Origin of the sequence: Pseudoalteromonas shioyasakiensis, from assembly GCF_022398475.1 — a bacterium.
GTDB lineage: Bacteria > Pseudomonadota > Gammaproteobacteria > Enterobacterales > Alteromonadaceae > Pseudoalteromonas.
On the sequence record NZ_JAKEVM010000002.1, the window covers coordinates 94,075 to 116,558 of the forward strand.

The 22,484-nt window shown below is 41.6% G+C and carries 16 protein-coding genes and 1 riboswitch; of the genes, 10 read left to right on the plus strand and 6 right to left on the minus strand.

Translation table 11 applies throughout. The features are described 5' to 3' along the window. Positions 1–3 precede the first annotated feature (3 nt). The 4 genes from L1D51_RS01165 to L1D51_RS01180 all read right to left on the minus strand — a co-directional run bounded on the left by L1D51_RS01165 (position 4) and on the right by L1D51_RS01180 (position 3,496). Entirely contained in the window at positions 4–948 is a 945-nt protein-coding gene (locus L1D51_RS01165) for a FecR family protein (protein ID WP_239962226.1), read from the minus strand. An 11-nt stretch (positions 949–959) separates the two neighbouring features. After that, positions 960–1,430 carry an RNA polymerase sigma factor gene (locus L1D51_RS01170; protein WP_062566333.1) on the minus strand — a complete coding sequence of 157 codons (471 nt, stop codon included), beginning with the start codon at positions 1,428–1,430 and terminating at the stop codon, positions 960–962. A 155-nt stretch (positions 1,431–1,585) separates the two neighbouring features. Beyond that, positions 1,586–2,905 carry a porin gene (locus L1D51_RS01175; protein ID WP_054562967.1) on the minus strand — a complete coding sequence of 440 codons (1,320 nt, stop codon included), beginning with the start codon at positions 2,903–2,905 and terminating at the stop codon, positions 1,586–1,588. 105 nt (positions 2,906–3,010) lie between these two features. Next, a complete protein-coding gene (locus L1D51_RS01180; RefSeq protein WP_054562966.1) occupies positions 3,011–3,496 on the minus strand; it encodes a MarR family winged helix-turn-helix transcriptional regulator in 486 nt (161 codons plus the stop codon). Between the two features lie 329 nt (positions 3,497–3,825). Between L1D51_RS01180 and L1D51_RS01185 the strand changes: the two genes are divergently transcribed. From L1D51_RS01185 to L1D51_RS01205, 5 genes are all read left to right on the plus strand, one after another. Continuing rightward, the gene (locus tag L1D51_RS01185) at positions 3,826–4,677 is read left to right on the plus strand and encodes a D-hexose-6-phosphate mutarotase (RefSeq protein ID WP_054562965.1); all 852 of its coding nucleotides are present in this window, start codon (positions 3,826–3,828) and stop codon (positions 4,675–4,677) included. 68 nt (positions 4,678–4,745) lie between these two features. After that, a complete protein-coding gene (locus L1D51_RS01190) occupies positions 4,746–5,279 on the plus strand; it encodes a PH domain-containing protein (RefSeq protein ID WP_054562964.1) in 534 nt (177 codons plus the stop codon). Beyond that, positions 5,272–6,804 (plus strand): PH domain-containing protein, encoded by a 1,533-nt coding sequence (locus tag L1D51_RS01195; protein WP_082401663.1) that lies wholly within the window; start codon positions 5,272–5,274, stop codon positions 6,802–6,804. Before L1D51_RS01190 ends, L1D51_RS01195 begins: the two co-directional genes overlap by 8 nt. 79 nt (positions 6,805–6,883) lie before the next feature. Further along, the gene (locus L1D51_RS01200; RefSeq protein ID WP_054562962.1) at positions 6,884–7,126 is read left to right on the plus strand and encodes a hypothetical protein; all 243 of its coding nucleotides are present in this window, start codon (positions 6,884–6,886) and stop codon (positions 7,124–7,126) included. 85 nt (positions 7,127–7,211) lie between these two features. After that, a complete protein-coding gene (locus tag L1D51_RS01205; RefSeq protein WP_239962228.1) occupies positions 7,212–10,034 on the plus strand; it encodes a TolB family protein in 2,823 nt (940 codons plus the stop codon). A gap of 1 nt (position 10,035) precedes the next feature. On the opposite strand, the gene L1D51_RS01210 is transcribed toward L1D51_RS01205, so the two are convergent. Then, entirely contained in the window at positions 10,036–11,175 is a 1,140-nt protein-coding gene (locus tag L1D51_RS01210; RefSeq protein WP_239962230.1) for a tetratricopeptide repeat protein, read from the minus strand. A gap of 271 nt (positions 11,176–11,446) precedes the next feature. Between L1D51_RS01210 and L1D51_RS01215 the strand changes: the two genes are divergently transcribed. Further along, positions 11,447–12,061 carry a PQ-loop domain-containing transporter gene (locus tag L1D51_RS01215; protein WP_054562959.1) on the plus strand — a complete coding sequence of 205 codons (615 nt, stop codon included), beginning with the start codon at positions 11,447–11,449 and terminating at the stop codon, positions 12,059–12,061. A 45-nt stretch (positions 12,062–12,106) separates the two neighbouring features. Here the strand turns inward: L1D51_RS01215 and L1D51_RS01220 are convergent, their stop codons facing one another. Further along, positions 12,107–14,617 carry a zinc-dependent metalloprotease gene (locus L1D51_RS01220; RefSeq protein ID WP_239962232.1) on the minus strand — a complete coding sequence of 837 codons (2,511 nt, stop codon included), beginning with the start codon at positions 14,615–14,617 and terminating at the stop codon, positions 12,107–12,109. A gap of 265 nt (positions 14,618–14,882) precedes the next feature. Between L1D51_RS01220 and L1D51_RS01225 the strand changes: the two genes are divergently transcribed. The 4 genes from L1D51_RS01225 (at position 14,883) to L1D51_RS01240 (ending at position 22,452) form a co-directional block, all read left to right on the plus strand. Next, positions 14,883–16,055 (plus strand): efflux RND transporter periplasmic adaptor subunit, encoded by a 1,173-nt coding sequence (locus L1D51_RS01225; RefSeq protein WP_054562957.1) that lies wholly within the window; start codon positions 14,883–14,885, stop codon positions 16,053–16,055. Positions 16,056–16,064: 9 nt separating this feature from the next. After that, complete coding sequence (locus tag L1D51_RS01230; RefSeq protein ID WP_054562956.1) at positions 16,065–19,202, plus strand: efflux RND transporter permease subunit; 3,138 nt, start codon at positions 16,065–16,067, stop codon at positions 19,200–19,202. A gap of 135 nt (positions 19,203–19,337) precedes the next feature. Then, a riboswitch (cyclic di-GMP riboswitch) is annotated at positions 19,338–19,421 on the plus strand. A gap of 107 nt (positions 19,422–19,528) precedes the next feature. Then, entirely contained in the window at positions 19,529–20,098 is a 570-nt protein-coding gene (locus tag L1D51_RS01235; RefSeq protein ID WP_062566323.1) for a hypothetical protein, read from the plus strand. A gap of 275 nt (positions 20,099–20,373) precedes the next feature. Further along, entirely contained in the window at positions 20,374–22,452 is a 2,079-nt protein-coding gene (locus L1D51_RS01240; protein WP_239962234.1) for a S9 family peptidase, read from the plus strand. Positions 22,453–22,484 lie beyond the last annotated feature (32 nt).

Genomic DNA, 22,484 nt, shown 5'->3' on the forward strand with positions numbered 1-22,484 from the left:
AAATTATAGTTTGTTTATAATTATCTGATCTTTTTCTGTTTTTATTTCAACAGGAACTACATGGGGTAATAATTTTAAAAAATTATCCAATTCTGAGGCATTAAATGTTCCAGACAAAGGTAGTTGGCTCAATTCATTGCTGGCAAATTTAAATTCTCTGTCATGGTATCGGTTGAACTCTACAAAAACTTCATTGAGAGGTGTGTTGTCAAAAATTAGTCGCCCATGTTGCCATGCATCAATAAGAGTTGGGTTAATATTTTCAACAGAGATACCTTGCTCATTAACATAAGCTTGCTGACCTTGTATTAGTTCAACAGTATGCTGATTACTTTGAACCTTGACTCTACCATGCGAGACGCGAATGCGTGTGTTTAATGGTTTTTTATCGACTGTAAACCTAGTACCTAACACGGTTATTTTAGTGGTATCTGTATTGACGATAAATGGTCGCTTGGGGTTTGTCGTAACATCAAATAAGGCTCGCCCTTTTACTAAGGTATTAGAGCGAATGTGCTCATTAAAATTAATGTTTAGGTTTGTTTGTGCATCTAAATATAGCTTAGAGCCTTCTGGTAGGTTTACTTCAAGCTGCTCACCAACTGCTGAGCTATATTGAGCACTGTAATCGCTGCTTTCAGTATGAGGCAATAATGTGAAACTGATCAGGCTTATCATGAATATCGCTAAGCATGCTGCTGTTGCCATCCATACATTTGCTTGTGAAAAACGAAAGACTTTTGATGTAGATAGGTTCTCGATTTCTTGTTCTGAAAACTGTGCTAACAAGCCGTCTATTTGTTTACTTTCTTCGAAAATAGTCTTGTGATCAGGGTTTAGTGAAAGCCAGTACTGAAATTGCTCTTCTTGTTCTGTAGTAAAGCCACACTTTTGCTGTTCTAGCCACTTATTTGCTTGCTCTTGCAATAATGCTTGCTGACGGTCCATTGTATACTTTCCTATTTTCTATTCAGTGTTTCACGGCATAACATCATGGCTGTTGCTAGGTGCTTTTCAACCATACTAACAGAAATGTTCATTTGCGATGCAATTTGATGTTGGCTAAGATTTTTAAACTTATAAAGTACAAAGGCTTGTTTTGTTTTTTGCGGCAGCTGTTCAATGCATTGGTAAAGTTGCTTGAGTTGTTGCTGTGCCGCGAGTTTTGATTCTGGCTCAAAGTCAGCGGGAGCAATAAGATCTAGTTCAACCTCTTCGGTTACTTTTCGCTTTTTACGATACTGATCAATAACAATGTTTTTTGCTGTAGTAAAAAATAGAGCACGCTGCTGGGTTGAATCATGATTTGGATTGTTTTTCTTATGATTCAGTATCCTTAAGTAGGCTTCTTGTACAATGTTTTGCGCCTTTTCTTTACAGCCAACGGAGCGTGAAATGTAATTTAAAACTTCAGCGTAATAGCGTTCCAAAAGTCACCTTTTTAGGTAATTTAAAAAGGAAAAGGATACTAGCTGCCAGTCAATTAAATGGCAATAGTTTTCGTTTGCATTTGTGGCTGGTTTGAGGTGTGACAAATAGCCCAGCGCAAGGCTGGGCTAAATAGATGTATGGAGCAATAGGGTTACTAAAAGTAATAACCTATATTGATATTGAAGCGGGTTTCAGTCTCGTCGCTGTCGCCAGCAATTGAACCACCAACAAATGGTTGGTTTTTCGCTTGAACAAAATCAAAGTAAGTGAATAAGCCACCTGCGGCAACAGATACACCGGTTACATTCATCCATGTATCTTCGCTGTTATCTGACTTGTCATAAATAATGCCGTAGTCATTATAAAACTGCAGGTTTGTTACCGGACCCCACTCTACAGGCAGGCTGTAAGCGATATTAGCATTAGTCATGGTCGCTTCTGCGGCAATACTATCGTAAAACGCATAAGCACCCACGGCCATACGGTCGACGTTGTCGATATCGTAGTTATACTCACCATGCTGTAGCTGGAAATTCCATGGACCGATAGTACTGTTTAAGTGCACAGCCCAGGCGTAGTAATCGCCGGCTTTATCTTCACCGTCATGCAAGCCACCCGATAAAGCAGAAACACCTAGCTCAGTGGTGCCGCCGTCATGCTCAAAGTGATAACCATAACGACCAGAGAAGGTGTTGTACTCACCAATCGCATTGGTTGGTTCGGCATAGATACCTTCATCAGCAGAGCGGAAACCGACAACATCGTATGAATAGCGGTCGCTTCTGTCGCTTACGTAACCATCAACGCCACCTAGCTCATCATTTTTGAAAAAGCCAAGGTCAATTTGCCAGTTATCAGCAATTTTGCGCTTGAATAACACACCTAAATCATGGTCATCTTCAAGACCAATATAGTAAGTAGTGCCAAAGAAGTAGTTGTGTGAGTTATAAGGCCAGTTACCAAAAGGCACTTTGGTAATACCTGCCTGCACTTGCCAGTCTTCGGCAAAGTCATAGGCTGCATAGGCATACTTAACTGCAGTCATGTAATCGAAAAAACGGATCTCAGCGTTAAGCTGTACATCACCGACATCACCTGCAAAATTTAGCCTGAAGATGTCAAAATCGAAGTCACCACCGCGGTTTTTATTACCATCATTATAAGATGTATGGCTGAAGTTGGTACGTACTGCACCCCCGACCTTAATGCCAGATTCTTTTTTAGGCGCTTCAACAGCTGCTGTTTGCTGCTCAAGTTGCTTTTGCTGTTTTGCTACTTGTGCATCAATCTGCGCTTGTTTTTCGGCTTGTTGCTGCGATTTTTCTTCGGCAGCATCAAGTTTGCTTTGCAGTTGCTGCATTTGCTGTTTCAGCAATTGCAGCTGCTTTTGAAGGTCATCAATTTCAGATGCCTGACTAAGACTTGAAGTTGTGCCCAAGGCTATTGCGAGGGCTAACTTTGATAGTTTAAGCATGAATTTTCGCTAGTGTTGGAATGGGTACTACCAAGCATAGTTGATAATCATGCTGAACCCAAGACTAGACACAGAAAATTAATATTAATCAATCAGTTTTAATTTTTACTGTGGTTCTAATGTCTTGGTGATTGCGCCAACTTCAAGCAGAGGTGAAGCATCAAGCTGATCTGCATCCATCATTGCGGCAATACGTTGCATTGATGAAAGTAGTAAGCTTTGCTCCCACTCATCGAGTGCTGAGAACTTTTCAATGAAGTGTTCTTGCAGAGGCTGAGGTGCTTGATCTAGTAGCTGTTTACCCGCTTCTGTGAGATGCAAACTAACTCGGCGTTTATCTAATTGGCTACGAACACGGGTGATCAGGTTACGGTTTTCTATACGGTCTAAGATATTAGTAACCGTCGCTGGGCTTAGATTAACATTTTGTGCAATACGGCTAGCGGTTATGCCATCGGTTTGTGCAACCTCGTTCATAATCAGTAATTGTGGGCCTGTTAAGCCAGAGGTTTTATTGAGCTGTTTTGAATGAAGGTCGATGGCTCTAATCACTTTGCGCAGCGACACTAGTAGCTCGTCATACTTTTGCATGTTTCTGTCTCTTAAATAAGGCGGCGTGGAGCAACCGCAATCAAAAAATTTTACACATCTAATAAATTGAGTTCAAATAAATAATGACTATATTGCTTATAATTTATGGCCATAAAGGGTGTTTTTGTGCTTTCAAATTAATTAGAGCAGAAATTAAAAGCTAAAATTTAAAAATTAGATGGAGTAATTGTTGTTAACACTTAAAATGCTACTACGAGGTGACACCATCACTTTGTAGTAAAACAATTTATACAAATAACTAAATATTATTTACTAAAAGCCACTGCATTGGGTAAGGTGGATTTTTCTTTCATTAAATGGGACGAATTATGAAGTTATCGCCATCAGTTACGATTGAGCAAAGTGAAACCGGGCTTGAATTTATTAAAGTTGCTAGTGAGTTTTGTAGCGCAACTATTTTTCTGCAAGGTGCGCAGATCACTGAGTTCACGCCAACCGATAAAAAGCCACTATTATGGGTCTCAGAATTAGAAGATTACCAAGAAGGCAAAGGTGTGCGAGGCGGTATTCCGATTTGTTGGCCATGGTTCGGAGTAAGCCAACATGAAGGCTGGCCAGCTCATGGTGTTGCTCGCACAAGTTTATGGCGCGCAGAAGAAGTGAAAGAACAAGACGATTCTATTTATATCAGCTTGTCATTGCCGATGGCGCAAGTTGATGAAAAGTATTGGCCTTATAAAACTAAGTTATTGGCTGAGTTTATTTTAACCTCTAGCTTAGAGATGCGTTTAACAACCACGAACTTAGATAACCAAACAGTACAGTTTACCCAAGCACTACACACGTACTTCCCAACACCAGCAATTGAAGAAACAAAAGTAGATGGTCTGCAAGGCGCGAAATACATTGAATTTGCTGAAGGTCCATTTGAGCAAAATGAATTAGTGTCGTTCGCACGTGAAACAGACATGGTTTATACCGAAGCAAAAGACACTCAGCGTATCATTACACCTGATGGCATTATTGAAGTAGGTCGCGAAAATTCAACATCGTGTGTTCTTTGGAATCCATGGATTGATAAATCAAAACGCCTTTCTAATTTTGCTGATGAAGAATACCACGTAATGCTGTGCTTAGAAGCGGCTAATGTCCTTGATGATAGTGTTGAACTTGCACCAGGAGCAAGCCACACACTTGCAACAAAACTACGCTGGGTATAATTTATAACATATAACAACTCAGTGTTAGCACGTAAGGCCAGCACAGCTGGCCTTTACAAGGAATTACCGTGTTTAGTAATCAACAAATAGAAACCCTTCCAAAGCATCAAACGATTCAATTCCAACCACTTGCTGATAATGCGATATGGCATGTACAACTAAATTGGTTGTTGTTTTATGTGCCTCTGATGGCTGTGATCATTGCGGTACGGCACTTTAATCCTGCCGTTAGCGAAGCTATTGCTACACCTTGGCTTTTGGTTTTGCCATTGTTGGTAATACTGTCGATGGTTTACAACCTTTACAGCGTTCGCGCTAAAGGGGTGGCAGTAAGAGAGCATGATATTGCCTTTAAGCGAGGTTTAATTTGGCAACAAATCACTTTATTGCCTATTTCTCGCGTGCAACACACCGAAATTCATCGCGGCCCAATTGAGCGAAAGTTAGGACTCGCAACACTCAGGCTTTACAGTGCGGGTGGCATGAGTGCTGATTTACATATCAGTGGGTTAACTGACGAACAATGCAATGATGTTCGCCAGTTCGTGCAAAGTTATGGTGATAATGCAGCAACTCAAGAAAATGAGCTTGCCGATGAGTGATCAACAATGGCAACGCGTGTCGCCATGGGCGCTACTGTATTTTATTGTTCACTTTGCACTGCGCTTCATAAAAGATGGGCTACTTAATTTACTGCCAATTTTGGTGTTATTTGTTACGCAAGTTGAGCAAAAGCTGTTTTGGGGGCAAATAGCTGTTGCCGTAGCCTCTTTAGTTTTAGTGCTGTATGCCTTTGCTTATTATCGTAATTTTAAATACCGCATAACAGATGGTCATGAAATACTGCTCAATAAAGGGGTATTTAAAAAAGAGCGGCTAACCCTAAAATTTGCTCGAGTACAGAACGTAAACATTGCCGAGCCTTTTTATTTTCAGCCAGTTAATTTAGTTAATTGTATTTTCGATGCCGCCGGTAGTAGTGCTCAAGAAGCTGTTATCCCGGGAGTTAAGCTTAGCTATGCCGAGCAAGTTCGTGAACAAGTTATGGAATTTAAGGCTCAGTTACAACAGCAAGAGCAGCTACCTGTTGAGCAGAGCGAAGCAACAGATAAACCGAAAACCTTAACGATCAGCAATGCTGAAATTGCTAAGTTTGGTTTGATGTCGAACATGGCAATTTTAGCATTGGCTGCGCTTGCCCCATTTATGAATGTGATTTTTGAGTACCTCGAAAAAACTATCATAAACCGCCTAGAGGCCATACTGAATGAGCAAGCTGCTTTTGTTGGCAGCGCAGCTGCAATCGCTGTGTTAATTATGGTTGTTGCCATTGTTTTATGTGCCATTTTACTTTCTGTTGTCATGGCCTTAGTGCGCTTTTTTAACTTTCAGCTGTATTTTCAGGACGATAAGTTTAAGCGTGTGGCAGGTTTATTTGAGCGGCAGCAACTCTCGATCAGCGTGTCGAAAATTCAAAGTGTGCAAATCAAACAAAATATTATTGCTAGGTTCCTTAATCGCTATACCTTAATTTGCCCACAAGTGAGTAGTGGTGGGATGGCAGCTGGAGTTGCGGCACATAAAAATAAACAAACGCTAGTGATGCCAGTAATCACCAAAGAGCAAGTGCAAGCCGTGTGTGGCTGGTTATTTCCATGGTTTGTTGATTTAACAGAGCTTAACTTTATTAAGCCTGAGCGAGCTTTACTTTATAAAAATACGTTTTTATATGTGATCCTGCCAACTGTATTTTCTGCTTTAATTTTCAACGCCTTATTTGATGCTGCTACGATGCTGTGGAGCATTGTCGTGGGCTTAGTTTTGATGACCGGTGTGTTTTTGAATTATCAAAAAACGGGTTTGGCTATGTATCAACATGACGGCCGTTTTTTTGCCGTATTTAAAACCGGCATGCTGGGTGTGCAGTATCGTGTTTTTGAAATCTATAAAGCGCAAAGCGTCACCACAATAAGCACTTATTTAATGCGCCGATCACAGCTTAAAAGCTTGTATATACAACTAGCTTCTGGTTCAGTATCAATGCCTTACTTAAAAGCAGAGCTGGCTGAGCAGTTTGCTGATTTCGCCCTATATGAAATAGAAGGCGTTGAGCGGAATTGGTTTTAAATGAAAATAATTCTCAATATCATTGACTCATTTTAATATCGAGGTATACTAGCGCAACGTCAATAATCACGGGTGCGCAATGATTTATTTACTACCTATTTTAGCTATTTCAGGTGTTGTTGCCTTACTTTGTTATGCACGTTCGCAGCAGGAGTGTAAGGGCTTATGTGTGAGTGTTGCCGTTACAGCAATTGCTTTACTCGTAACCGCAGCTTTAGTCATTGCGGGGCTCGGTGCATTAAGAAGTAGCCTGATGTTTGCCGTGACTATTTTTATTATTTATCAATTACTCGGTTTAGTACGGCCGCTAAAAATCGAGTAATTTCTTACACTTTTTAACTTCAGCCTTTTAAAAAAGCATCGCATACTAGTCCTTAAATTAAGCAACTTGCTAATCAAGGATTGTGATGAAAAAAGCTCTGTTAACTGTGGCATTACTTGCTGCTAGCCACGCTTCAAGCCAAGAGACTTGGCAAACTATTCATACCGAGCACTTTAATGTGCACTTTAGTACTGAGAATCAGCAATGGGCCCGTTCAGCGGCAACAGAGCTTGAAATTGTTCGCGATAAGGTACTAAAACAGCAAAACCGTGCTCTTGATGAAGTGGTCGATGTTCTGGTTTTTGACCCATTTAACGCCTCCAATGGCTTTGCTTTGCCGGTGACTAACAAGCCTTTAATGGCTTTGTTTACTACGCCTCCACAATCCGATACGGTGATTTCTAACACCGATGGCTGGCAGCAGTTATTGATTTTGCACGAATATATTCATTTGGTGCACCTTGCTCAGCCTACTCGAAGTGACGTGCGCCAAGCTATTCGTAATAGTTGGGATATTTACGACTTAGTTGAAGGCGAAATGCCGCGCTGGGCTGCCGAAGGGTATGCAACGCTGCTGGAGTCGAAAATGACAGGGCGGGGTCGTTTATATGACAACCTTTCAGAGGCAATACTGGTTGAATTTGCACAGCAAGGTGCATTGCCACGATATAGCCAATTAAGTAGTACCGAAGGGGGCTATTTAGCTGGCTCAATGGCATATTTAATGGGTTCTCGCTTTCTTGCTTGGCTTGAAGAAAACTATTCAGCGCAAACTCTTGATGCAGTTTGGACTCGCATGCAAGCGGTTAAAGCACGTGATTTTAATGAGGCTTTTAGCGGCGTTTTTGGCGACTCACCTGATCGCCTCTACCGCCGTTTTATTGCAGAATATACTTATAAAGCAATGGCTAAAGAAGTAAGTGAGCAAGCACTTACAAGTAAGCTATGGTTGGAGCTTGATTTATACGCCTCGAACCCTGTTTTAAGTTTAGATAACAGTAAGCTTGCCATTGTTGAGCGCAACAAAGATGACGAAACCCGTTTAGTCATTTATAGCACTGATGACAATCAACAGGCTGCTGATGATTTTGCAAAACAGCAACAAGCGTTACTCGATGATGACCCTGCTGATATTGCTGATAAAGCCCCCAGTGTTTTTAAACGTAAGCAAAAACATGTGCTTCACCAAATTAATCGGCAGGGTATAAAAAACCCGCAGTGGTTAGACGAAAATACATTGTTTTTTACCGCCACAACAACTGTTGCTAAAGGCTCAATTCAAGGTATTTCCGATCTATACCGCTATGATATTGATACAGGTAAAGTAACTGCATTAAGCCATCATGCAGGGCTGCGCCGCTTTAGTATCAGTGATAACGGGCAAACGGTTTATGCTGAGCAAACGAAGCATGGTTTCTCGGAGCTAGTGCGCCTTGACCTCAATACTGGTGTCGCTACGGCTTTATTTGAGAAAAGCCTAGAAACGGTTTATGACTATCCATTACTAAGCCCTAATAAAACACAACTTGCCTATTTAAAAGCGACATTGAATGCTAATTGGCAGTTGTATATACAAGATTTAGGTTCCCAAAAATCACTTACTGTGCCAATGCCAGAGGGCTATCAGTATGTGTCACAACCTAATTGGCGAGCCGATGGCAAAGGGCTTTATTTTGTCGCTGGTAAAAATAAAGCTCTCGATTTATATCATTATGATATACAAAGCAATTCACTACGCCAATTAACGCAAGGCCAAGAAGCTGTTGCACACCCAATGGCAATGAATAACGGTGAACTTTTGTATTTATCGATCACTGCTGAAGGGCCGAATATCAAGCATTTTGCTGAGCAACCACAAGGATTAAAGATTGTTGAATTTGCTAAAAGTGCAGCGCCACCACGAGGGCAAGTAACGAGCGAAGTATTACCTGAGGCTAAAATCTACCCGCAAAGCCCAACTGAGCCAGCCGATTATGATATTTGGCAGCAAAAACCCACCTTTTCATTGGCATCTCAGTATTACTCGGCATCATCTTCGCTGCTTACCCTTGGGGTCAAAAGTAACGACTTTTTAAAGCAGCTTGATTTACAAGCAGGCTACAGTGCTGATTTACATGACAAAGCATTAGAAGGGGTGTTTGCGGCCGCTAAGTACTCAGCGTTTGATTTAAAATTTAAAGCACTGTTATTTGATTACGACCTTGAATCAGCAAAACAGTACCATTCACAAATACCGGTGAATATAAGTAACACTGGGGCGCATTTAGCCATGAGCTATCCGTTGCAGTTTCAGCAGCTCAGTATTACACCGAGTTTGAGCTATAACTACAGTGATTTTAGTAACGGGGATGATCAATGGTTAACCCTTGGACTTGAACAAAAATGGCAACATGATAGACAGCGATATGGTTTTGCTCAGTCTGTGAGTGCTCAGTGGTTATCCGGTGATGCTAACTCGAATAATTGGCAAGGCTATAACCTTGCCACCGTATTGAGCGGTTATGCTTTTGATATTCCTGTTTATGTTAATTTTACACAGCAATATCGCGATGACAGTATTCTTGCTCTTGGCGGTTATGAGTCAAACTTAATTAATAATGACACGCAAAGCGGCTTTGTTGTCGCTCCTGAGTTGCCGTTTATTAGTCAATCAGGTAGCCGCTATAAAGGTTATGGCGGGGGCATTAGTTACAAAGATTCATTACCTTGGCTTTATTACCAACAGCATCAAGTTGATAACCGAGTCTATGCACAAAGTTACGGGCTAAAATGGCGAGGAGACTTTAGCTTTGGTATGGGGCCCGCTGGTTTAAATGATGTAAACCTTGATTTTGGCGTCGCCCGGGTAGAAGGCGACGACTTTGAAAATGATTTACGGGCTTGGCTAAGCTTCTATTACTCGTTATAGCCTAGTGTTGGTCTTTTAAGGCGAAAAGCTTGGCGTGATATAGCGCCAGTTTTTCGTCTTTATTCTCTATCTCAATGGCTTTTTCTAACCATTCCTTACTACTTTGTTCATTACCTTGCTGAAAACTAATAATCGCTAATTCTATATAGGGTTCAGATAAATAAGGGGCTAATGCAATAGCGTCTTCGAGTTGTTGTTTTGCCTTAAAAAGCTTGCCATTGTTACGGGCGTTAATTGCCGTTGCCAGTAACTCGAATGGATCCTGCTCTAGCATCGCTAACTGTGAATTGAGCTGCTCAGCCAAAACTTGATCATTAAGTTGCTCGGCCAGCACTGCGTAATTATGTAGTAAATTTGTATCGCTAAAGCCATGCTGCATTGCTGTTTGATAAATATGTTTTGCTCCAGCTAAATCACCCGCTTGGCGATGTAAAACGGCAGCTAGATTATAAAGTGCTGCTGCATTTGGGGTGTATTCATTGGCTTTTAATATATAACTATAGCTTAAGTCGAATTGTTTCAAGGCCAGTGCTTTTGCAGCCAAGTTACTGTAATAACGGCTAATTAAATCTTTTAATTCAGCGCGGCCAGAGTAAAAACTACCACGAGCAGGGAAGTAATCGATGACTGTGCCTGGTGGCACCAAGTAATTATCGTCCTCATTTAAAGGGGCGTAGACTTTGGTGCGAAAATGGCCCGATACATACACGATGTTATTTTGTTTACTATAAACAGGCTCACTGGAGACCGCTTGAAAGCCTGTTTGAAGTCCTGCTAGTTGAGCATAAGCATGGGTTAAAATTGCTAAGCTAATACAGTTACCTTGATGACCTTGAAGAGTCTGCTGGGCATTGAGTGTGGCGCTAAAGTAATTAAAATTGGTGAGCTTATTTTCTAAATAGTGATATAGGATTTGGTCATCCCTTAAATCACCACCTTGACGTTTGGTAAAATAATTAAGAAAACGTTTCTGCTCATCTGCAGGGAGCGTAAAAAGCTCAGGGTCGCTAAGTTCAACGTGTTTAAAATGCGCAGTATTGAGTAAACTGGCCACACTCGGTGGTGGCGTTGGTTGTTGTTTTGTACTCTTGCATCCAAATAAAAAAGTACTTAAAACAAGCGCATATAAAATTGACTTCATGGCTTAACCCTCCTGAGCACTATTTAATCAATGTACCCAGATCACATTAATTATTCAAGTCAGTCGTTAGTGTCATCAGCTGTAAACAGCTTGTACGGATATCTTGCCAATAGACTGTTGTTTATTTTTTATTCTTTATTGCATTCTAAAGCGCTCTCATTACAATGCCGCGCTCTTTTAAATTGCTTTAAAAACAGGTGTTTACTGTAATTTCATGGGCGATTTATAAACTGCTAACTTATTAACTAAATTGTAACGAGAGAGGTCTGTTTTGGCGCACTTTTTGCCGATTATTTCATGCTTTATTTTAGCGTTTAGCTTTTATCCGCTTTTAAATAAGATCCGTAAAAATCGCAGTGTGTCGGGCGTTTCGCTGTTAATGATGAGCTTTGGTGTCGCGCAAAGTTTATATTTCATCACCTTTAACCTGTTTTTTCAGCGTTTTTACATGGTTTTGCCGTTTGTTGTTACCGGCATGCTAAGTGGTGTGATTCTTTACTACTTTGTTCGTTACAACGCTGCGCGAAAGCAACGCATGCAGCTAGCTGGGTTATTAGCCATGTCGGTCGTGCCTTTTGGTTTGTTGCTTAACCCTCATTATGAAACAGCAATGGTGCTTAACTGGCTAACCTATGTAGGTTTAGTCATGAGCTCTATTCGTGTTATGCCGCAGACTTATAAAACCATTAAAAGTGGTGATATTAGTAATTTAAGTGCGCGCTACTTTAGCCTACAGTTTGTTGCTGGAAGCTGCGGCCTCGCTGCCGAACTTGCTATGGCGACACCGAGTGTGTCTCACATCTTAACCTTTGTGATGATATTACTGACTAATGCCGCACAACTAGGGTGTATTCAGTATTATAAATCGCGCCCAGCAATGGCTTAAAAACAAAAAGGCTGCCAAGTGGCAGCCTTTTTTGTGTTGTTTTACTTATGCTTCGAGGGCCTTACTAATTAAGCGATCGATATATTGCTTATGGGCTTTAGCTGCGGTGTCTGCCCCCCATGGTACGCTCATATCAGCAATTTGATTTAACTGATAAAGCGCAGCAGCTTTGGCTAGGTTATCGTGCTTGCTCGCTTTGCCTAAACCAGCAATCGCGATTAGCTGATTCACATATTCAACTTGTAGATTGTGACTTAGGGTATTTGCTTTTTTGCTGTCTACAAAAATGCTTGCTGTTAAGTCATTCATAAATTGGTTAAGTGAATACTCGTTGCCATACATTGCACTGTCTGAAATACGCAGCATGACCGCTGGGTGTAACAACTGAGCAAGTACCAGCTTTTGCATGCCTAAAATCATGCCATGTGGTTTAGGATCTTCGTTCTTACCATAATGATTAAAGCCACGACGTTGCTGTAGCAGGTAGTTATACAGTGGCTGCATGCTCGAAAGTACATTTGGCGAGAATACTTTGTCGGCTAACACTTGCATTGCATGTTGCTGGCGCTCAAGTGGCACTGGCGTAAATGGTGCGCCATTTTTGTCATCACCCACCACATTACGTTCTACATAAACACCACCAATTTGACGAGATACCACGCCTGCTTGTGTTCTGTAGCTTCTAAATAAAATGTTCGCTGAGGTAACCAGCTGTTGGTATGACTCACCATTAACCGTGGCTTTGTCTTTAAGTTCAGTAAACAGCTTATTGATAAGCTCCATACGATCATCAGCATATGCGGCAGGGTTAGATGACATATCGCCAATCATTACACGAGGGTCAATATGGCGGCCTGGGGCACGCATATCATCAGCATCATTACCAAAAGCTAAAGCATGCTCAGATGAGCGAGCGAGAATTTTTTCAAGGCGCTGCTGCTCAGCGGCTTTATCTGCTAATGCTTGGCTGTAGCCGTATTCAATTGCCCAATCATCGTAAGGGCCTGGTTTTGTTTGGAAGATATCACCTTGCTGCATACCAATAGGGGCAATGTTTGCTGGTGCATAGTCCATAACTGAACCCGTTACGATACCTTGTGTTTTACTCTTATCGTGAACTTCTTTTTCATCCCACAAGATAGATGATTTCATATTGTGGTTAAGACCAAGGGTATGGCCCACTTCGTGTAAAACAAGCTGAGTTAAGCCTTGGCGTAAAATCTCTTTGTCTTCAATGCTCGCACCTGTGCCTAAGCCTTTAGCAAGTAGCATGTTTTCTTGAATGCTGTGACCCAATGAGCAATGTAAGTCTGTGCTGTTTTGGCTAGTTTCAAGCGTGGCTGCACCTTGAGTATATAAGGTGTCATACATCCAACGGTTTTTCATGAAAACATACTCTAACATGATGTCAGAGCCTAAGATTTCACCGGTTAATGGGTTCGCAAGGGCAGGGCCATAACCGCCAAATGGAGGGCGCGGTGATGCAGTCCAACGCAATACATTGTAGTTAATATCGCCCGCATCCCAATCGGCGTCATCAGGTTGTACTTTTACTTCGATGGCATTTTTAAAGCCTGCTTTTTCAAATGAGCTATTCCATGCTAGTACTGCATCGCGAATAGTGTCTCGCCACTCAACTGGCGTAGTGTTTTCAATCCACCAAGTAATCGGTTTAACTGGCTCAGACAGTGCCGCTGATGGGTCTTTCTTTTGTAAGTCCCAGCGCTTGATGACATCTTCATAAGGTGCCCAATCCGCTGATGTCATATTGTCGAATTCGTTAGTGAAATAACCAATACGCGCGTCATCTTGGCGAGCTTGATAATCATTTTTTGGTAACGCAACGAATGAATGCTGGACTTTAATTGAAACGTTACGAGGATCGCTTACGGCTTTTGAACCTCGTACTGTTGGGTTGGCATTAGAAAATACATAATCCACTACAACATCTAGGTTATTTGGGTAAGGGCGCTGTTTAACTATTCGCGATTTTTTGTCGTTTAACTTACCAAGTTTAAAGCGTTTGCTGGCATTTTTATCTTTTGGGTTTGCCCAAGGTGACACTTTATGCAGTGCTTCACTTAAAAAGAGCTTATCAACTTTAAAAGCAATTTTACCGTCTTCTTCTTTTTCGATTTTAATACTCGCAAGGACAGCTTCGCTGATGTTGGCATCGGCAGAGCGTGCTAAGGCTGAGTTTTCATCAAATTTATAGCGTGGTGTTTTGCTAATAATATCAATGCGGTCAAAATATTTACGAAACTCAATTAGTTTTGTCTCGCGGTATGCGCCTCTGAAGTGACCTGCATCAGTAACACCATCAACGGTGTGAGCAAAGTACACAAATGGTGTATTAAGTTGAGATTGGTCGATCAACATTAAGTTATCGCCGGTTTTCGCATCTTGGTAAATGCTGAAAACACCGGCAAACTCGCTTTTATCTTTGATCATTTCAGCCAGTGTTTTTGGCTTCTTTTCTTCTTTTTTTGTTTCGGCTGCGTGGCCATTCATGGCAAACGCTAAGCTTAGTGCCAGCGCAATGTTTGTTATTTTCATTGTTAACTCGTTCCTTTAATTATTTCTCAATCAAGTTTAATGAATTAACCCCTTGATAAAAGGCTGTTTGTTAACAAGTGTGAAGGTGTTTATGTAAGTCTTTGATATTAGGTGGCTTTTGTTTGTAACAAATTGTTCTTAGATAAGTTTTGGTTTTTGTGTTGCCAATTTATCTGTTTTTGTAACAGTTCCTTACAAATGTCACATTAATGTTTCTGTCAGCTTTGGTATGATAGGGCCAGTGAAAATATTATAGGTGTAAGTTATGCGCACAAGTTTATTAAAATGGATATTACCGTTTGTTGCATTAATCGTTGGTGTTGCTGGTTTTAAGGCAATCAACGCGATTGCTCAAGAGCCTAAAGACAAGGATGTAGTTGATGTGCGTCCTTTAGTACAGGTTGAGCCAGTAGCAAGTGATGATCATCAAGTGATTATTAATAGTTACGGCGAAGTGAAACCGCTTGAAAGTACCTTACTTGCCTCGCAAGTGGCTGGTGAAGTTACAAGCTGGCACCCAAACTTTGTTGCTGGTGGGATTGTAGCTCGTGGTGAAGTGTTATTTACCATCGAAAAAGATAACTACGAAGCAGCTGTACTACAAGCTGAGGCGTCACTTGCTAGTGCTCAAGCGGCGCTGATCGAAGAGCAAGCACAAGCTAAAGTGGCAGAGGATGAAGCAAGACGTTACCCAGAACGTGAGCGCACAGACTTATTCCTACGTAAACCTCAAGTTTTAAGCGCGCAAGCCGCTGTTAAATCAGCGCAAGCTGCATTAAAACGTGCCGAACGTGACCTTGCTCGTTGTGAGGTGAAAGCACCTTACGATGCGCTGGTGATCAGCCGTGAAATTGGTGTCGGTCAATACATCAATGTGGGTAGCCAAGTTGCTGAAATTAATAATATTGAAAGTGCAGAAATCATTGTACCAATCGCTGGTTTCGATAGTGTATTTTTGCCAAAACGCTTAAAAGGCGTTAAAGCGACTATCATCAATAAAGGCTTAAACAGCTTTACTCGTGAAGCCGAAATTGACCGTGACCTAGGCGTTGTTGATAACGCGACTCGCATGAGCAACTTAGTTGTTCGTGTTGATGACCCATACGGCTTAAAGCACGACGTACAACCTATTAAATTTGGTGCTTACGTACAAGTGAGCTTTGCCGGTGCAACATTACAAAACATCTACCGTTTACCACAGTCTTTAGTGAATAACCAAACGGTGTGGATTGTGAACGACGAGAATAAACTTGAACCACGTAAAGTAACGGTAGTACGCGAAGAAGGTGAGTATTTCTACATTAGTGATGGCCTTGAAGTGAATGACCAGTTGGTTCTGACGCTGCCTGAGTACCCGCAAGAGGGTATGGAAGTGAAGGTTGCTGGAATGAAAGAAATGACAAGCGATGCAGAAACTGCAGCGGTTGAAAAGCTTTAAGGTAGCACTATGACTGATACAAACACAGAAAAACAGTCTGGCCTTATAGCTTATTTTGCCAATAACTCGGTCGCTGCTAACTTAATGATGGTGTTTATCATCATCATGGGGATCATTAGTTATTTCACTATTCAGCGCCAGATGTTCCCAAATGTTGAAATTAACTATATTGAAGTACAAGCCAATTATCCGGGGGCCTCACCACAGGAAATTGAAGAAAGTATTCTGATCAAGATTGAAGAGTCACTAAAAGATGTCACCGAAATTAAACGTGGTGTATATCGCTCGTTTCGAAATAGTGGCCGTGCAAGTTTAGAGATCAACACTGATGCAGAACTTACTGATGTACTCGATAAAGTGAAGCTACGGGTAGACAGTATTGCGACTTTCCCTGCGGGCATGGAGCCTGTGACGATTAGTCAGGTTGAATTTCGCCAAGATGTAATCGGTATGACGCTGGTAGGTGATATTCCACTTACTGAGTTAAAGCCAGTAGCAAATAAAATTGAAGATGAGTTACTGCAATTATCCAATGTGTCACTGGTGCAAAACGATGTACCACTTGATGAAATTGCAATTGAAATTGACCCTGATTCACTGCGTCAATATAACCTTACTTTAAGTGAGGTGGCTAGTGCAGTACGTCGTTACTCTGCGAATATCTCGGCAGGTCAACTACGTACTGACGCAGGTATTATCTCGGTACGTGTTGAAAATCAATACTACAGCGGTGATGAGTTCCGCCAGATCCCAGTAAAAATTGGTGCTAATGGCGCGAAAGTGCTGCTAAACGACATCGCTGTGATTAAAGACCAATTCACAGAAGGTGAGCGCTACTTTAAATTTAATGGTGAAAATGCCGTTTATTTATCAGTAAAAGCAACCAAAGAACAAAACATGATCCCGGTTGCTGATTCAGTTAAAGCGTTTATTGAGCAAAAGAATAAAGAGCTACCGGCGGGCTTGCGTCTTGAGCCATTAATGGACATGACTTACTACCTAAATGCCCGTTTAGACATGATGAAAAGCAATTTATTCCAAGGGGCTATCTTGGTTGCCATTATGTTGTCTATCTTCTTGCGCTTTAAGTTGGCACTTTGGGTAATGATTGGTTTACCTGTGTGTTTCTTAGGTGCAATGATGATGATGCCATTATTTGGTATCAGTATTAATATCGTGTCGTTATTTGCCTTTATTATGGTGCTGGGGATCGTGGTCGATGATGCCATCGTCATAGGGGAAAGTGCCTACACCGAAATTGAGAAAAAAGGCGGTGGTGTTGTAAACGTGGTAAATGGCGCAAAACGCGTTGCTACCCCAGCAACATTTGGTGTTTTAACAACAATTGCTGTATTTGCACCATTCACCTTATCAAGTGGCCCAGAAAGCGCATTCTTCTTTGGTATCGCCGTGGTGGTAATTCTGTGTCTGATATTTAGTTTGATTGAATCGAAACTTATTTTACCGGCACACATTGCCCACACTAAGTTTCCGCCAATTAATCCTAATAGCTGGCGAGCGCGTTTTAACAAACGTTTCTTTAACTTTGTAAATGGCCCATATAAGCGTTTTATTGAGTTGTGTGTGGAGTGGCGTTGGTTTGTGCTATTTGCGTTTATCGGTTTATTGATTTTGACGTTTGGCTTAATTTCATCAAATCAAGTGCGTGTGGTACCAACACCAAAAGTACCTCATGACTTCCCGCAAATTCGTTTAGAAATGAATGAAAATGCCTCGGATATGCAAACGATTAATGCTATTCGTGAAATCGAAGCCATGGTTAACAAGGTAGACCAAGAGACAGAACGAGAATTTGGTCAAAAGCTAATTCGCGATATCTTAGTGTTCAACCAAGGTCGTACTGAAGCACAATTACTTGCTCCGCTGGTAGATGAAGAGCTTCGCCCGTATAACGCATTCGAATTATCTCGTCGTTGGCGTGAACAAATGCCAAGTATCCCAGGTGTGAAATCGCTGCAAATTTACGATGATGTAAATGGCGGTGGTATGGATGGTGAGTTTGGTTACTTACTTTACGGCCCAGATATCGATACCTTAAATGAGGCAGGTCGTCGTTTTATCCAACTACTACAACAGCAAAAAGGCTTATTTGATATTAGTTCGACTATCGATCCGGCGAGCAAAGAGGTGCAATTAAGCTTAAAACCTGTGGCATATGATCTAGGTTTAGACCTTGCCAACATTGCTAACCAAGTGGGCGCAAGCTTTTACGGTGGTGAAGCTCAGCGTGTTATTCGTCGCGGTGAAGAAGTACGTGTTATGGTTCGTTACCCGAAACTAACACGTGAAGCGTTTGCATCATTAAAGCACGCTGTTATCACAACGCCTGCAGGCCAAGAGGTGATGCTGGGTGATGTTGTTGAACTGAACGAAAAGCCAGGTATTAGCTATATTCGCCGTGAAGGTGGCTATCGTACTGTGTATATCTACGGCAGTATCGATGAAGAAGCGATTGAACCGGGTGAAGTGGTTAAGCAAGTTGATGAGAACTTATTACCGCAGTTAAAAGAGGAATACCCATCAGTTAAAACTGAGCTAGGTGGTTCTATTGAAGAACAACAAGCGCAAGCTAACGAGCAAATCATGTTCTTTATCGGTGGTATGATTTTAGTATATATCTTGCTTGCAGTGCCGCTTAAGAGCTATTCGCAGCCTCTTATTGTTATGTCGGTTATTCCATTTAGCTTAACCGGAGCTATTTGGGGTCACTTCTGGTTTGGTCTAGATATTAGCTTGATGTCGGGCTTTGGCTTGATTGCCGCAGCCGGTGTTGTAATTAATGACTCGTTAGTTATGACCGACTTTGTAAACCAAGCACGCCGAGAAGGTATTTCAACTCGCCAAGCGGTTATTGAAGCAGGTTGTGCGCGCTTTAGAGCAATCACCCTGACATCAATTACAACCTTTGCCGGTGTACTACCGATTATGTTCGAAACCAGCTTGCAAGCTAAATTTGTAATTCCAATGGCGGTTGCACTTGGTTTTGCGGTTATGTTTGCAACTCTAATCACTTTAGTACTAGTACCTTGTTTGTATATTGTAATGAGTGATGTGGGTAATGGCTTCTTGAATGTATTCCGCGCAGGGCACCGAGTAGCGACCAGAAGAAAGCTAGCAAGGGATTAATAACCCATTTGCGAAAAAGCCAGCCAAGAGGTTGGCTTTTTTGTTCCTAACGCATTTGCTAGTAACTATTTGCTATATAAGACGTTTGGTTACATTCTTTTGTTTGATTTGTGATTCGGTCACGATTATACTCAGTCTTGTTTTTGGCAAACTAACTGAAAGGTTAGGACGCAAAGTTTCCGGTCTAAGGTTTTAAACTATGATAGCGGGACCGCTGATAAGCACATAATCTAGTGCTTTGGTTCACTTGCCTCAAACTAAAAGTATTTATTTTGTTCGGTTGTTAGATAATGCCTATTAGTTGTTCTTAGGGTGATATTTTGTTTATGCATACGTCAATGGCCTCCGGGAAGTGGTTGCCGATTGGTTGCTTAAATCATCATACCCAACTGTTTGTTGGAGATAGGGTGATTGTAACCTTTTATGACATGCAAGGAGAGCTAGTCGATTTATCATTCGAATACCCGATCAGCAGTTCCGATCAGGGTGAGCCTCATAATTGGCCACGTTCTGTTGCCGAGCATATAAACGTGCATGTTCCGCTGGTAAAAGCGGGCAAAATGACTGAACAAGGTTTAGTGGTTGCGTACCGTTCAAACCAAATTTATGCCCTTGAAGGGTCGGGCATTACGCATGTAAAAGTGGCGTTTAATTGCATCGCAAAATGTAAAGAGCGAGTGCAAGATAGTCTGCAAGATTATGACTATATATACCCACAAGCATGCAGCGATTACAGTGCAGGTGTTAAAGTACTGCAACCAAAAACGGGTCATATTTATATGTGTAAACCATGGCCATTTAGCGAGTTTTGTCGTGTTAAAGATTCACACAACCCGCTGTTTGAGCCAGGCGTAGGAAAAAGCTGGGCTATGGCTTGGCAGCAAGTATCACATTAACAGTTTCCCCCTAAATGCTATTTTAGCATTGCTTAGCCCACTCAATTTGAGTGGGCTTTTTTAATACCAACCCGCAATAATACTTAATCATTTTGAGGGATTAAACCTGCTGCTAACTGCGTTAAAAATTTCTCATTTAGAACAACTAAATAACGACATTTTTGCCTTGTTATCAACGAGGTTTTATTGCCTCAAAATAGACTACTTAATTAAGCTGATTGGTATAATTCTGTGATAAACTGCCAGCAATTCGTTTTTTTATTTTGGTTTTTCTTGTGTCGTCATATTCGTATTCTTTGTCTTTATTAGCGCATCCTCCTGTTGCAAAAAAACACCCTCAGCAATTAACTACACATCAACTGATGCGCACCGATAATTATTATTGGATGCGTGATGATGAGCGCGAAAATGAAGATGTATTAGCGCATTTAAATGCCGAAAACGATTATTGCGATAAACAACTTACCGACATAAAACCACTGCGCGAACAGCTATTTAATGAGTTAAAAGACCGTATTGTAAAAGACGACAACACGGTACCCGTGAAAGATGGCCAATATTGGTATCACTCAGAAGTACGTGGTGACGATGAATATGCACGCCATTATCGTAGCAGCTCAATAGAAGCGCGCGACAAGCACCTGTTGTTAGATGTAAATCAATTAGCTGGCGATTACGAATTTTATGAGTTAGGTGAAGTTGCAATTAGCCCTGATGAGCAGCTGCTTGCTTACTCTGAAGACACCGAAGGTCGCCGTATTTATACCGTGCGTTTTAAAAATATTGCGAGCGGTGAGATGTTTAGTGATGTGCTGGAAAACACCGAAGGTCAAGTGGTGTGGGCTAATGATAACAAAACGGTGTTTTATGTGAAAAAAGACCTGCAAACCTTATTGGGTTTTCAGGTTTACCGCCATGTTTTAGGCACCCCGCAAGCTGATGACGTACTTGTTTATGAAGAGCAAGATAAAAGCTTCTTTATGGGGCTTGGCAAAAGCCGCGATGAAAGCCTTATTATTATTGACCTTGCGACCACAGAAACAAACGATACTTGGGTGCTTGATGCCAATAACCCAGAGGGTGAATTTAGCGCCTTAATGCCACGCGAAGAAGGCCATGAGTTCGATGTCGATAAGCTAGGTGATACCTTTTACATTGTTACCAACTGGCAAGCGAAAAACTTTCGTTTAATGACCGCGACGCAAAGCACCATTGCCGATAAAAATCGTTGGCAGGAGCATACACCGCATCGCGAGAACGTGTTGCTAGAAGGGGTCGAAATTTTCGATGAGTATCTTATCCTCACTGAGCGAGAGCTTGGCCAAACACGTTTTGTGGTGGTGGATCAGCAAGCCGAGCGTCTTACTTTAGAGTTTGATGACCCTTGCTATTATGCTGCTATTGCCATGAACCCTGAGCCGAATGTGAGCTCTGCGCGTATTTACTATTCAAGCTTAACGACGCCAGGTTCTTTGTATGATGTTGATTTAAAAACAGGTAACAAAACCTTATTAAAACAACAGCAAGTGTTGGGTGATTTTAACCCAGAGCATTATCGCTCAGAACGTTTAATGGTTACTGCAAGGGATGGCGAACAAGTGCCGGTTTCTTTGGTTTATCGCATTGATAAATTTAATAAAGATGGCACTAACCCAGTACTGCAATACGGCTATGGCGCGTACGGCATTACCATCGATCCAAGCTTTTCAAGCAGCTCACTAAGCTTGCTTGACCGAGGCTTTGTTTATGCGATTGCACATATTCGTGGTGGTGAAATGCTAGGTCGTCACTGGTATGAGCAAGGTAAAAAGCAATTTAAGCAAAATAGCTTTAGCGATTTTATTGATGTTACGCAAGCGCTTACCAAGCAAGGCTATGCACACCCAGAAAAAGTATTTGCGTCTGGTGGCAGTGCTGGTGGTTTATTAATGGGCGCTGTGGTTAACCAAGCACCTGAGCTTTATTTAGGTATCGGTTGTCATGTGCCATTTTTAGATGTGCTTACCACCATGCTTGATGAAAGTATTCCACTGACGACCAATGAATACGACGAGTGGGGTAACCCAAATGATCCAGCGTTTTATGATGTGATTCAGGCTTACTCGCCGTACGATAATATTAAGCCGCAGGCTTACCCTAATATTCTTGTTACCACCGGGTTCCATGACTCTCAAGTGCAATACTGGGAACCAATGAAGTGGGTTGCTAAGCTGCGTGAACTTAAAACCGATGACAACATTTTGGTGTTTAAAACCGACATGGATGCAGGCCATGGCGGCGCATCGGGTCGCTTTAAAAGCCTTGAGGAAAAGGCATTAGAAATGGCGTTTTTTATTGCTTTATTACCGAATTAAGGCTTAGATAAATAAGTAAATAAATTTTATAA